Here is a 13874-nt window from a genome sequence, read left to right as displayed (position 1 = left end):
CCCAAGGGCATCACGATCACCCACCAGAACGTGATCGACCTGGCCCACAGCCGCTGCTTCGACGGGATCACCTCCAGGAGTGTGCTGCTGCACTCGCCGACCGCGTTCGACGCCTCGACCTACGAGTTGTGGGTGCCGTTGCTGTCGGGTGGCCGGGTGGTCGTGGCGCCGTCGGGGCAGCTCGCCACGGCTGATTTCGTCCGGTTGTTGTCCGGTGGTGGGGTGGACGCGCTGTGGTTGACGGCGGGGTTGTTCAACCTGGTGGCGCAGGAGGCGCCGGAGTGTTTCGCGGCGGTTCGGCAGGTGTGGACCGGGGGTGACGTGGTCTCTGCGGCCTCGGTTCGGCGGGTGCTGGAGAGTTGTCCCGGGTTGACGGTGGTCGACGGGTACGGCCCGACCGAGACCACGACCTTCGCCACCTGCCATCGCATGGACGAGTCCTCGGCCCCCCAGGCTTCGGTGCCCATCGGCCGTCCGCTGGACAACATGCGCCTCTACGTGCTGGACGAGGCCCTGCGGCCGGTCCCGGACGGGGTCGCGGGCGAGCTGTACATCGCCGGTTCGGGCCTGGCCCGTGGGTATGCCGGCAGGCCCGGTCTGACGGCTGAGCGGTTCGTGGCCTGCCCGTACGGCGGGCGGATGTACCGCACCGGGGATCTGGTGCGGTGGAACGCCTCGGGGGAGATCGAGTTCGTCGGTCGTAGTGACGACCAGGTGAAGATCCGTGGTTTCCGGATCGAGCCGGGTGAGGTCGAGGCGGTGGTCGGGGGGCTTTCCTCGGTTGGTCAGGTCGTGGTGGTGGTCCGGGAGGATCGTCCGGGCGACAAGCGGCTGGTGGCCTACGTCACCGGGGAGGCCACTTCCGAGCAGGTGCGTGAGTATGTGGGTGCCCGGTTGCCGGGGTACATGGTGCCGGTGGTCGTGACGCTTGGGGCCCTGCCGGTCACGGCCAACGGCAAGATCGACCGCCGCGCCCTGCCCGAGCCCGAGATCTGCGTCACCGAGGGGCGTGAGCCGCGTACGCCGCGGGAGGAGATCCTCTGCGGCCTGTTCGCCGAGGTCCTCGGGGTCGAACGGGTCAGCCTGGATGACGGCTTCTTCGATCTGGGTGGGCACTCGCTGCTCGCGACCAAGCTGGTCAGCCGGATCCGCACCGTCCTCGGAGTCGAGCTGCCGATCAGAGCGCTCTTCCAGAACCCGGACGTTGCCCGCCTGGAGCGGTACCTGGCCACCGAGCAGGCCGGTGCCGTACGGCCTGCCCTGACCGCCATGACCCGGCCCCAGCACGTCCCGCTGTCCTTCGCCCAGCAACGCCTGTGGTTCATCGAACAACTCGAAGGACCCAGCGCCCTCTACAACACGCCCTTCGCCGTACGGCTCCACGGTTCCGTCGACACCCGGGCGCTGGAGGAGGCCCTCGGGGACCTGGCCGACCGGCACGAGGCGTTGCGGACGGTCTTCCCGTCGGTGGACGGCGTGCCGTACCAGAAGGTGCTTGAGGACGTCCGGCCGGTGCTGCACCTGACGGGTGAGCTTTCCGAGGTCGTCGGCCGCGCCTTCGACCTGGCGGCTGAGCCGCCACTGCGGGCCTGGTTGCTGTCGCACGGCGCGGACGAGCACGTGCTGGTCCTGCTGCTGCACCACATCGCCGGGGACGGCTGGTCACTGAGGCCACTGTTCGACGACCTGGCCGCCGCCTACCAGGCACGACTGGCCGGGGACACCCCTGACTGGGCGCCGCTGCCGGTGCAGTACGCCGACTACGCCCTCTGGCAGCGCGACCTCCTCGACACCCTCCAGGACGAACAACTCGCCCACTGGCGCAACGCACTGGAGGGGATGCCCGAGGAGCTGGCGCTGCCGTACGACCGGGCCAGGCCCGCTGTCCCCAGCCACCGGGGCGACCTCGCCGAGTTCAGGGTGGACGCGGAACTGCACGGGCGGCTGGTCCGGGTGGCGGCCGAGCGGCAGGTCAGCCTGTTCATGCTGTTGCAGGCCGCCGTCGCGACCCTCTACAGCCGCCTCGGAGCCGGAACCGACATCCCGCTCGGCACCCCCACGGCCGGACGCACCGACGAGGCACTCGACGACCTGGTCGGCTTCTTCGTCAACACCCTCGTCCTGCGGACCGACCTGTCGGGAAACCCGACCTTCACCGAACTGCTCGACCGGGTCCGTACGACCAACCTGGACGCCTACACCCACCAGGACGTGCCCTTCGAACGGCTCGTCGAGCACCTCAACCCGCCCCGTACGCCCGCCAGACACCCGCTCTTCCAGACCGTCGTCACCTTCGACAACCAGACCCGCGCCGAGCTGGACTTCGCCGGGCTGCGCGGGACCATGGAGCCGGTCGGTGAGGCGCACGCCCAGTTCGACCTCAATGTCACCTTCACCGAGACCCCTGACGGCCTGACCGGTGCGATCGGGTACGCCTGCGACCTGTTCGACCACGGCACCGCGACGGCTCTGGCCGAGCGGCTGGTCCGGGTGCTGCGGGCGGTGGCCGACGACCCCGAGCTGATGGTCGGCGCCGTCGACGTGCTCTCCGACCAGGAGCGGGAACTGCTGCTGGTCACCCGGAACGACACCGCCGTGGAGACCGACTTCGGCCGTTGCGTCCACGAGCTGTTCGAGGCCGAGGCCGCCGCCCACCCCGGCACGGTCGCCGTGGTCCTCGGCGAGACCGGTGTCACCTACGCCGAGCTCAACGCCCGCGCCAACCACATCGCGCGCACCCTGCTCGACCGGGGGCTGGTTCCCGAGGAGCCGGTCGCGGTGCTGATGGAGCGGAGCGTCGAGCTGGTCGCCGCGATCCTGGCCGTGGCGAAGGCGGGCGGCACCTACGCGCCGCTCGACCCGCGTTATCCGCTGCCCCGGCTGCGGCACGTGCTGGACGCGACGGACGCCCGTTTCGTCCTGGTCGACACCGAGCACACCGGGCACCCGATCGCGCAGGACCCGCTCAGGAGCGTCCTGGAGATCACCGGCTCCGGAGCCGTGGCGGAGAACCCCGGGTTGAGGATCCACCCCGACCGGCTTCTCTACGTGATGCACACCTCGGGTTCGACCGGCCTGCCCAAGGGGGTCGGGGTCACCCACCGCAACGTCGTCGACCTGCTGGCCAACCCGCAGTTCCTGACCGGCGCGCACGAGCGGACGCTGCTGCACTCGCCGACCGCGTTCGACGCCTCGACGACGGAGGTCTGGGTTCCGCTGGTGACGGGAGGCCGGATCGTGCTGGCCCCGCCGGGCGCGCTGGACGCGCACACCCTGGCCAGGACCGTCGCCGAGCACCGGGTGACGCTGGTCCAGGCCCCCTCGGGGCTGCTCAGTGTGCTGGCCGCGGAGTCGCCGGAGAGCTTCCGCGAGGTGCGGCAGGTGTGGACGGGCGGGGACGTGGTCTCGCCCGCCGCCGTCCGCGACCTGATGGCGACATGTCCTGAAATAACGGTTGTCGCGGTTTATGCCCCGACGGAGACCACGGCCATCAAGACCTGCCACGTCATGACCGCCGAGACCGGTGTCCCCGCGACGGTCCCCATCGGCCGTCCGATGCGCAACACCAGGGTCTACGTCCTGGACGCCGGGCTGCGACCGACCCCGGAAGGGGTCGCGGGTGAGCTGTACATCGCGGGTACCGGCCTGTCCCGGGGCTACGTCGGCAAGCCCGGCCTCACCGCAGAGCGGTTCGTCGCCTGCCCGTACGGCCCGCCCGGCGAGCGGATGTACCGCACCGGGGACCTGGTCCGCTGGAACGCCTCCGGCGAACTGGAGTTCGTCGGCCGTGTCGACGACCAGGTGAAGATCCGTGGCTTCCGGGTCGAGCTCGCCGAGGTCGAGGCGGTCCTGGCCGCTCACTCCTCGGTACGGCGCGCCCTGGTGGTGGCCAGGGACAACCGGCTGGTCGCCTACGTCACCGGGGAGGGCGATCCCGAGCAGGTGCGCGCCTACGCCGCCGGCAGGCTGCCGGACTACATGGTGCCCGCCGCGGTCATGGTGCTGGACGCGCTGCCGGTCACGGCCAACGGCAAGGTCGACCGGCGCGCGCTGCCTGAGCCGGACTTCGGCACGGCCGGAGAGGGACGGGGACCGCGCACCCCACGGGAGGAGATCCTGTGCGGCCTGTTCGCCGAGGTCCTCGGCGTGGAGCGGGTGGGCGTCGACGACGGCTTCTTCGACCTGGGCGGACACTCGCTGCTCGCCACCAGGCTCGTCAGCCGCATCCGCACGGCCCTGGGCGTCGAGGTGTCCGTCAGGACCCTCTTCCAGCACCCCGACGTCGCCGGGCTCAGCCGTCACCTGGAGCAGGCGGGACGGGACGACGTCCGCCCGCTGCTGCTGCCGGTCGTCCGTCCGGAACGGGTGCCGCTTTCCCCCGCCCAGTCGCGGCTGTGGTTCATCGAGCAGATGAAGGGCACCGGTGGCCTCTACAACTCGCCGCTGGCACTGCGCCTTTCCGGCCCGCTCGACCTGGCCGCCCTGCGGGAGGCGCTCGGCGACGTGGTGGAACGGCACGAGGTGCTGCGCACGGTGTTCCCGGTCGAGGGCGGCCTGCCGTACCAGGAGGTGCTGGCCGGGGTGCGTCCCGAGTTGCACGTGCGGGACGTCAGGGACGAACGGCACCTGCGTGAGTGCCTCGGTCTGGCCCAGGGGCACGTCTTCGACCTGGCGGTCGAGCCTCCGCTGCGGGCCTCGCTGTTCGTCATGGGTCGTGGAGAGCACGTGCTCGCGCTGGTCATGCACCACATCGCCGGGGACGGCTGGTCCATCGGGGCGCTGCTGCGCGACCTGGGAGAGGCCTACGCGGCGCGGCTGGCCGGGGAGGCACCCGGCTGGGCGCCGTTGCCGGTGCAGTACGCCGACTACGCCCTCTGGCAGCGCGACCTCCTCGAAACCGTCCAGGACGAGCAGCTCGCCCACTGGCGGCGGACGCTGGAGGGGGCGCCCGAGGAGCTGGCGCTGCCGTACGACCGGCCCCGGCCGACGATCCCGACGAACCGGGGCGACTCGGTCGAGCTGCGGATCGGTCCGGAGACGCACGCCGCTCTCACCGCCCTGGCCAGGAGGGAGAACGCCAGCCTGTTCATGGTGGTCCAGGCGGCGCTGGCCGTACTGCTCGGCGGGCTCGGCGCGGGCACCGACCTGCCGGTCGGCACCGTGATCGCCGGGCGCACCGACGACGCGCTGGACGACCTGGTCGGCTTCTTCGTCAACACGCTCGTCCTGCGGACCGACCTGTCGGGCGACCCCACCTTCACCGAGCTGCTCGGCCGGGTGCGGACGCTGGGCCTGGACGCCTACGGTCACCAGGACGTGCCGTTCGAGCGGCTGGTCGAGGCGCTCAACCCGGCCCGTTCGATGGCCAGGCATCCGCTCTTCCAGGTGATGCTGACGCTGCACGACACCACGGGAGAGGCTCCTGAGCTGCCCGGCCTGCGTGCGGAGGTCATGGAGCTCGAGACCGACGTCGCCAAGTTCGACCTGTCCTTCGGCCTGTGCGAGACACGCACCGGAGACGGCCTGACCGGGGTGCTCGAATACGCGACCGACCTGTTCGACCGGATCACGGCCGAGGAGATCGCGGGACGGTTCGTCCGGGTGCTCGAAGCGGTGGCGGCCGATCCCGGCCTGCGGGCCGGTCAGGTGGACGTGCTGACCCCCGCCGAACGTGAGCGCCTGCTGCGCGGTACGGAGTTCACCCCGGCGCCGGGCACGCTGAAGGACCTCTTCGAGGCGCAGGCGGCCCGCACCCCGGAACGGGTCGCGCTGACCTTCGGTGAGGAGGAGCTGACCTACGCGGAGCTGGACGCCAGGGCCAACCGGCTGGCGAACCTGCTGGTCGAACGCGGGGTCGGTCCTGAGGGCCTGGTCGCCCTGGCGCTGCCACGTTCCGCGGACCTGGTCGTGGCGATCGTCGCGGTCATCAAGGCGGGTGGCGCCTACGTGCCGATCGACCCCGGCTACCCGGCCGACCGCATCGCCTACACCCTCGACGACGCGGCCCCGGTCCTGCTGGTCAGCACGGCCCCGACCGTGGCCGGGCTGCCCGCGACCGCGCTGCCGTACGTGCTGCTGGACGAGCTGGACCTCGGCGGCCACACGGTGACCGGCCCGGTGACCGGCCCGGCGCCGGAGAACCCCGCCTACGTCATCTACACCTCCGGCTCGACCGGCAGGCCCAAGGGCGTGGTCGTCCCGCACGGCAACGTGGTCCAGCTGATGGCCGCGACCGAACGTCACTTCTCCTTCGGTCCCGACGACGTGTGGACCCTGTTCCACTCCTGCGCCTTCGACTTCTCCGTCTGGGAGCTGTGGGGCCCCCTGCTGTACGGCGGACGCCTGGTGGTCGTGCCCTTCGAGGTCAGCCGCTCGCCGAGGGAGTTCCTCGGCCTGCTGGCCAGGGAGCGGGTCACCGTGCTCAACCAGACCCCCTCGGCCTTCTACCAGCTCGTCCAGGCCGAGGCGGAGGACCAGGAGACCGGTTCGAAGCTGGCGCTGCGCAGCGTCGTCTTCGGCGGTGAGGCACTCGACCTGAGCAGGCTCGCCGACTGGTACGGCAGGCACCCCGACGACGCGCCGGTCCTGGTCAACATGTACGGCATCACCGAGACCACGGTGCACGTCTCCTACCGGGCCCTGGACGCCGCGACCGCGGAAGGGCAGAGCCGCTCGCTCATCGGGACCGCCATCCCCAGCCTGCGCGCCTACGTTCTGGACTCCGCGCTGCGGCCCGCCCCGGTGGGGGTCGCCGGGGAGCTGTTCGTCGCCGGGGAGGGCCTGGCCCGGGGCTACCACGACCGGCCCGCGCTGACCGCGGAACGGTTCGTGGCCGACCCCTACGGCCCGCCCGGCACCCGGATGTACCGCACCGGGGACCTGGCCCGCCGGACCCGCGACGGGGAGCTGGAGTACCTCGGCAGGATCGACGACCAGGTCAAGATCCGGGGCTTCCGCATCGAGCTCGGCGAGGTCAACGCGGTCCTCGGCGCCCAGCCGGGTGTCGCGCACAGCGCGGTCGTCGTCCGGGACGACCGGCTCGTCGGTTACGTCGTCCCCAGAGGCGGTGCCGGGATCGGGGCCGGGATCGACGTGGCCGCGCTGCGGGCCGTACTGGCCGCGACGCTGCCCGAGCACATGGTGCCCGCCGCGCTGGTCGTCGTCGACGCGCTGCCGCTGACCCCGAACGGCAAACTCGACCACCGGGCGCTGCCCGCCCCCGAGTACGCCGCCGCCCAGGACGGTCGAGGACCCCGCGACGCGCGGGAGGAGGTGCTCTGCGAGCTGTTCGCCGACGTCCTCGGCCTGGACAGGGTGGGCGTCGACGACAACTTCTTCGACCTGGGCGGGCACTCGCTGCTCGCGGCCAGACTGGTGGCGGAGGTCCGGCTCAGGGCGGGGCTCGACGTGGGCGTCCGCGACCTGTTCCAGGCGCCGACCGTCGCCGAACTGGCCGCGCTCGGCGGTTCGCCGAACCGGGAGGCCTTCCCCGTGCTGCTGCCGATCAGGGCACGCGGGACGCGCAACCCGCTGTTCTGCGTGCATCCGGCGGCGGGCATCAGCTGGGTCTACACCGGCCTGCTGGGGCACATCGACGCGGACCGCCCGATCTACGGTCTCCAGGCGCCCGGCCTGGGCGACCTGTCCCTGCACCCGGCCAGCGTGGAGAAGCTGGCCCTGACCTACGTCGAGCAGATCAGGGAGGTTCAGCCGGAGGGTCCCTACGCCCTGCTCGGCTGGTCCTTCGGCGGGGTGGTCGCGCACGCGGTCGCCGCCGAGCTCCAGGCCATGGGTGAGCGGGTCGAACTGCTCGCGATCCTGGACGGCTATCCGGAGCTCGACGAACGTCCCGCCGACCGGGACCCCGCCCTGCTCGCCGCCATCCTCACCTCCCTCGGGCAGCCCGTGGGAGAGATCCCCGCCTGGCCGGAGACCCCGCAGGAGCACGCCGCGCTCGTCGCGCACGGTCAGGGACCGCTGTCCGGGCTGAGCGGTGAGGCCGTCGCCCGCGTCATCGGGGTGTTCCTGGCCAACCTGGCGCTCGCCGCGGACAGGCCGAGACGGGCCTACGACGGCGACGTGCTCTTCTTCCTCGCCGCCGCGGACCGTCCCGGCGACGCCCCCGACCCGGCGGCCTGGCACCCGCACGTGACCGGCCGCCTCGACATCCACCCCGTCCCCGTCACACACGGCGAGATGACCGGCGCGGACGCGCTGTCGGTCATCGGTCCCGTGCTCGACTCGAACCTCTGAACCCCTCCTGAGATTGGACGAAAAATCATGAACAAGTACGACATTCCCGAGCAGTGGCACGGCCAGGCGTCCACCCCGATCGCCCCCGCCGACGCCTACAACGGATACATCGCCGCGAACGTGGTCTTCGCCCTGGACCGCCTCGGCCTGATGGAGCGGATCGGCAGGGGCGACAGGCTCTACACCGAGGACTACGCGGACAACGGGCGGGCGGTGGCCCTCCTGCGCGCCGCGACCTGCTGCGGCTACCTCAAGGCCGACGACGACGTCTACATCCCCACCGAAGCCGGCCAGGAGATCGCCCGCTCGCGCGGCTACTTCACCTGGGCGGTCGGCGGCTACAACGAGGTGTTCGCCAACGCCGGGCAGCTCACCGGGGGCTTACGCCACTACGACCCCAGCGACATCCACCGCGAGGAGTCGATGGTCGCTCTCGGCTCCGCCCAGTGCGACCAGGCCATGTTCGCCGCGCTGCTGGACGAGGTGCTCGACGACGTCGAGTTCGGCACCATCGCCGACCTCGGCAGCGGCAACAGCGCCCGGGTCAGCCGGGTCGTGGCCCAGCGGCCCGGAACCCGCGGCATGGGCATCGACATCAGCGAGCCCGCGACCCTCATGGCCAGGCGCGACATCGCCGCCGCCGGCCTGCAGAACCGGGTCCAGGCCGTCCAGGCCGACGTGCTCGACGTCCTCGACAGGCAGCGGCAGCTGGAGATCACCGGCGAGGTGGACACGGTGATGAGCTTCTTCCTCCTGCACGACCTGCTCGCCGACCCGAAGACCCGCGCCGACATCATGCCGCGGATGCGGGAGGCCTTCCCCAACGCGCGCAGATTCATCCTGGGCGACACCATGCTCCGCGACCGGATCGACCACGAGAGCATGCAGCCGATCTTCTCGGTCGGGTTCGAGCTGGCCCACGCCATGATGGGCATCCCCCTGCACACCAGGTCCACCTACGACCGGCTCTTCACCGACGCGGGCCTGCGCATCGCCAGGGTCGAGCCGTTCGCCACCCCGCACTCCTGGCTCTACGTCCTCGACGTGGTGTGATGATGAAGCACCTTCTGGCACAGAACGAGAACCCCTTCGGGCCGCTGCCCTCCGTCCGCGCCGCCCTGGTCCGGGCGATCGACGGCCTCAACCGCTACCCCGAGTTCCGGCCCGCCTCGCTGACCCGGACGATCGCCGACTGGCAGGGTGTCCAGGACTCCGAGGTGATCGTGGGCACCGGCTCCGCGGGCGTCGCGCATGACCTGTTCCGCGGTCTGCTGCGCCCCGGCGACGCGGTCCTGCACAGCGACCCCTGCTTCGACGTCTACCCCATGCTCTGCGCGATGGCCCAGGCCGAGTCGGTCGCCGTGCCCCTCGGCGCCGACGCCCGGCACGACCTGGCCGCCATGGCCGGGAGGATCGACGAACGGACCCGGCTGATCGTCCTGTGCAACCCGCACAACCCCACCGGGACGGTCTACACCTGGGACGAGCTGACCGCCTTCTTCGCCCTGGTCCCGCCCTCGGCGGTGATCCTTCTGGACGAGGCGTACGTGGACTTCGCCCCCGACCTGGGGGCGCCCGAGGTGGCCGACCGACTGGCCGACTGGCCCAACCTCGTGGTCCTGCGCACCTTCTCCAAGTCACACGGCCTGGCCGCGCTGCGGATCGGCTACGCGCTGGCCAACGCCGAGATCGTCGAGCGGGTCACCCCGCACCAGGTCCCCTACACCCCCGGACAGCTCCAGCTCGCCGCCGTCCAGGCCGCGATCGCCGCCGACGACGAGGTACGGCAGCGCATCTGGCTGATCTCCTACCAGCGTGACCGGCTGCGCGGGAAGCTGGTCGAACTCGGCTGGTCGGTCACCCCGAGCAGGACGAACTTCCTGTGGATCACGGCGGGCGACCCCGCCCGGCTCGACCTCGCGCGAGCCGCCCTCGAACGGCACGGCGTGGCCGCCCGGACCTATCCGGGACGGGCCATCCGGCTGGCCGTCGGCGACCAGGTGGCGAACGACGCGGTGATCACCGCACTGTCCACCCTCAAGAACGAGAGCACCATGCCTGTTGACGTCACCCTGGACCACATCGAACTCTACGTCGAGGACATCGCCTCGCAGATCGACCGGCTCACCACGGGCTACGGCTTCGACCTGCTGATCCCGCCGAGCCGCCGCGCCGGCTACGAGGAACAGCTGTCGGCGCTGCTCGGCCAGGGCGGCATCCGCATCCTGCTCACCCAGCCGTTGTGCGCCGAGCACCCGGCCACGGGCTACCTGAGACGGCACGGGGACGGCGTGGCCGACATCGTGCTGCGGGCCACCGACGCGGGCGCCGTCTACACCGAGCTGATCGAACGCGGCGCGGACGGCCTGTCCCGGCCCGCCGGACGCGCCGGATGCGTCGTCGCCACGGTCTCCGCCTTCGGCGACGTCGCGCACACCCTCCTCGAACGCGCCCCCGGCGTCCCCGCCGACCGGATTCCCGGGCTACCCGACCCGCTGTCACCGGGCGCGGGAGGGGTCGGGCTGCGGACCATCGACCACTTCGCGATCTGCCTGCCGCTGGGCGAACTGGACAAGACAGTCCGCCGCTACAACGAGGTCTTCGGCTTCTCCACCATTTTCTCCGAGCGGATCGAGATCGGTGCGCTGGGCATGGACTCGACGGTCGTGCAGAACGCCGACCGGACCGTCACCTTCACCCTGATCGAGCCGCTCTCGGTGAACTCCGGCGGCCAGATCGTCACCTTCCTCGCCGACCACGGCGGCGCAGGGGTGCAGCACGTCGCCTTCGACTCGCACGACATCGTCGAGACCGTCGGCACGATGGCCCGGCGGGGCGTGCCCTTCCTGCGCGCCCCCGAGGTCTACTTCGACCGGCTGCTCGACCGGCTCACCCCGATGCGCCACTCGGTGCAGCAGCTCCAGGACCTGCACCTGCTGGCCGACCAGGACCACGACGGCCAGCTCTACCAGATCTTCACCCGCTCCGAGCACCCACGCGGCACCCTGTTCTTCGAGGTGATCGAACGGGCCCGCGCCAGGACCTTCGGCAGCAACAACGTGCGCGCCCTGTACGAGGCGGTCGAACTGCAGAACAGCGCCAGGGAGAGCACGGGGAGCCCGGGGAGCCCGGGGAGCGCGGAATGACCCGGCTCGCCGTGACGGACTTCGCGGCCGAGGCGAGAGCCGTACTGGACACCTCGGTCTGGGACTGGCTCGACGGGGGCGCCGAACGCGAGTGGACGGTCGCGGGCAACAGGGCGGCACTCGACCGCGTCGCCCTGGTCCCCCGCGTCCTGGCCGACGTCTCCGGCTGCGACACCAAGACGACGCTCGTCGACAGCGGGGCGAGCCTGCCGGTGGCGATCGCGCCGGTGGCCTACCACCGGCTCTTCCACCCCGAGGGGGAACTGGCCACCGCGCGGGCCGCCGCCGCGGCGGGCGTGCCCTTCACCGTCGGCACGCTGAGCAGCGTCGGCCTTGAGGAACTCGCCGAGACCGGCGCGGTCCTGTGGTTCCAGCTGTACTGGCTGCGCGACCGGGGCCGCCTCCTCGACCTGGTACGGCGGGCCGAGGAGGCGGGCGTCGAGGCGCTGGTCGTCACGGTCGACGTGCCCTTCATGGGGCGGCGGCTGCGGGACGCGGCCAACGGCATGACCCTGCCGCCGACGGTCCACGCCGCGTTGCTGGACGAGGGCTCCTCGGGCCGCGCCCACCGGTCGGCCCGGGACTCCTCCGCCATCGCCTCGCACACCGCCGAGATCTTCTCCCCCGCCGTCACCTGGCACGACATCGCCTGGCTGCGCGGCCAGACCCGGCTTCCCCTGCTGCTCAAGGGGGTGCTCGACCCCGAGGACGCCGTGCGCGCGGCGGCGGAGGGGGCGCGCGGCGTGGTCGTCTCCAACCACGGCGGCCGCCAGCTCGACCAGGCCGTCCCCGCGGCCATGGCGCTGCCCGCCGTGGCCGAGGCGGTCGCGGGGCTGCCGGACTCACGCTTCCAGGTGCTGGTCGACAGCGGCATCCGCAGCGGCTCCGACATCCTGTCGGCCCTCGCGCTCGGCGCCTCCGGCGTCCTGCTCGGCCGGCCGGTGATCTGGGGCCTGGCGGCCGGAGGCGAGAGCGGCTGCGCGCGGGTGCTCTCCCTCCTCGAAACCGAACTGCGCAACGCCCTGGGGCTCGCGGGCTGCCCGGACCTGCGGTCCGCGACGCGCCTGCGGGTCGCCCGCATGCCCTACTTCCCGGGAAAGACGCCATGACCGTACGGACGCCACTCCGAGACGACCTGAGCCTGGACGACCTGCACGGCTCGCTGACCGACCCGGCCATGAGCTCGATGAACCTGCTCAACGAGATATCGATGCGTTACCCGGCGGCGATCTCCTTCGCCGCCGGGCGACCGGCCGAGGACTTCTTCGACGTCGCCGACGTCCACGAGTACCTGGAGGTCTTCCACGACCACCTGCGCACCGAGCGGGGCCTGACCGAGCGGGAGGCCCGGAGCCTGCTGCTCCAGTACGGCAGGACCAAGGGAATCATCCACGACCTGGTCCGTGAACACCTGCGGGTCGACGAGGACGTCCACGTCCCCGCCGAGTCGATCGTGGTGACCGTCGGCTGCCAGGAGGCGATGTTCCTGGTGCTGCGGGCGCTCGCCACGACGCCGCGGGACGTGCTGCTGGCCGTCTCCCCCACCTACGTCGGCCTGACCGGCGCCGCCCTGCTGACCGGGTTGCCGGTCTGGCCGGTGCGCGGCGGGGAGGAGGGGCTGGACCTGGCCGACCTGCGCGCCCAGATCGACCGCGCCAGAGCCCGGGGGCTGCGGCCCCGCGCCCTCTACCTGGTGCCGGACGCGGCCAACCCCACCGGGGTCAGCCTGCCCCCTCACGTGCGTCAGGAGGTGCTGAGCCTGGCGTCGGCCGAGGACATCCTCCTGCTTGAGGACAACCCCTACGGCTTCTTCGGCGGGGGCGAGCCGCTGCCGACCCTCAAGGCCATGGACACCGAGCGAAGGGTCGTCTACCTGGGATCCTTCGCCAAGACCGCGCTGCCGGGCGCCAGGATCGGCTACGTCGTGGCCGACCAGCGGATCTCCGACGGGTCGCTCCTGGCCGACCGGCTGGCGATGATCAAGAGCATGACGACGGTGAACACCTCGCCGATCGCCCAGGCCGTCATCGGCGGCGCCCTGCTCAAGCACGGCTGCAGCCTCCGTGCGGCCAACCGCAGGCAGATCGACCTCTACCGCAGGAACCTGCGGCTCGTCCTCGACGGGCTGGCCGAACGCTTCCCGCCCGGACGCGGGGTCACCTGGACCACCCCGTCCGGCGGCTTCTTCCTCGTGGTGACCGTCCCCTTCCCGGTCGACGACGAACTGCTCGAACACTCGGCGAGCCACCACGGCGTCATCTGGACGCCGATGTCGCACTTCTGCCCGGACGGCGGTGGGGAACGGCAGCTCAGGCTCTCCCTCAGCCAGGTCACCCCGGAGACGGTCGGTCAGGGCCTGGACCGGCTGTCCGCCCTGATCGAGGAACGGCTGCGCTGAGCGGGACCTCCAGGTGCGGGGTCCCGCTCTTCCGCCCACGGCCTCCGGGACGCGGTGACCGTCAGCCCGGTGGAGGA

The 13874-nt window shown here is 71.7% G+C and carries 5 protein-coding genes; all 5 read left to right on the top strand.

Annotated features, from left to right (window positions below; translation table 11 throughout):
* Positions 1 to 9 precede the first annotated feature (9 nt).
* The 5 genes from ACFOYY_RS29905 to ACFOYY_RS29885 are packed head-to-tail and all read left to right on the top strand — an operon-like array spanning position 10 to position 13797.
* Complete coding sequence (locus tag ACFOYY_RS29905; RefSeq protein ID WP_386194165.1) at positions 10 to 8253, top strand: amino acid adenylation domain-containing protein; 8244 nt, start codon at positions 10 to 12, stop codon at positions 8251 to 8253.
* 27 nt (positions 8254 to 8280) lie between these two features.
* Complete coding sequence (locus ACFOYY_RS29900; RefSeq protein ID WP_386194159.1) at positions 8281 to 9306, top strand: hypothetical protein; 1026 nt, start codon at positions 8281 to 8283, stop codon at positions 9304 to 9306.
* A 2-nt stretch (positions 9307 to 9308) separates the two neighbouring features.
* A complete protein-coding gene (gene hppD / locus ACFOYY_RS29895) occupies positions 9309 to 11399 on the top strand; it encodes a 4-hydroxyphenylpyruvate dioxygenase (protein WP_386194156.1) in 2091 nt (696 codons plus the stop codon).
* Positions 11396 to 12508, top strand: a complete 1113-nt coding sequence (locus ACFOYY_RS29890) for an alpha-hydroxy acid oxidase (protein ID WP_386194153.1) — start codon at positions 11396 to 11398, stop codon at positions 12506 to 12508. Before hppD ends, ACFOYY_RS29890 begins: the two co-directional genes overlap by 4 nt.
* The gene (locus ACFOYY_RS29885) at positions 12505 to 13797 is read left to right on the top strand and encodes an aminotransferase-like domain-containing protein (protein WP_352012416.1); all 1293 of its coding nucleotides are present in this window, start codon (positions 12505 to 12507) and stop codon (positions 13795 to 13797) included. Before ACFOYY_RS29890 ends, ACFOYY_RS29885 begins: the two co-directional genes overlap by 4 nt.
* Positions 13798 to 13874: the final 77 nt, after the last annotated feature.

Source organism: Streptosporangium jomthongense, from assembly GCF_042650425.1.
In the GTDB taxonomy this organism is placed as follows: Bacteria; Actinomycetota; Actinomycetes; order Streptosporangiales; family Streptosporangiaceae; genus Streptosporangium.
This window is presented reverse-complemented; position numbering and strand designations above follow the sequence as displayed.

Bases quoted from the DNA above. Each gene is read 5' to 3' on its own strand.
- ACFOYY_RS29885 (WP_352012416.1), top strand. From the start codon at position 12,505: ATGACCGTACGGACGCCACTCCGAGACGACCTGAGCCTGGACGACCTG.
- hppD (WP_386194156.1), top strand. From the start codon at position 9,309: ATGAAGCACCTTCTGGCACAGAACGAGAACCCCTTCGGGCCGCTGCCC.
- ACFOYY_RS29900 (WP_386194159.1), top strand. From the start codon at position 8,281: ATGAACAAGTACGACATTCCCGAGCAGTGGCACGGCCAGGCGTCCACC.
- ACFOYY_RS29890 (WP_386194153.1), top strand. From the start codon at position 11,396: ATGACCCGGCTCGCCGTGACGGACTTCGCGGCCGAGGCGAGAGCCGTA.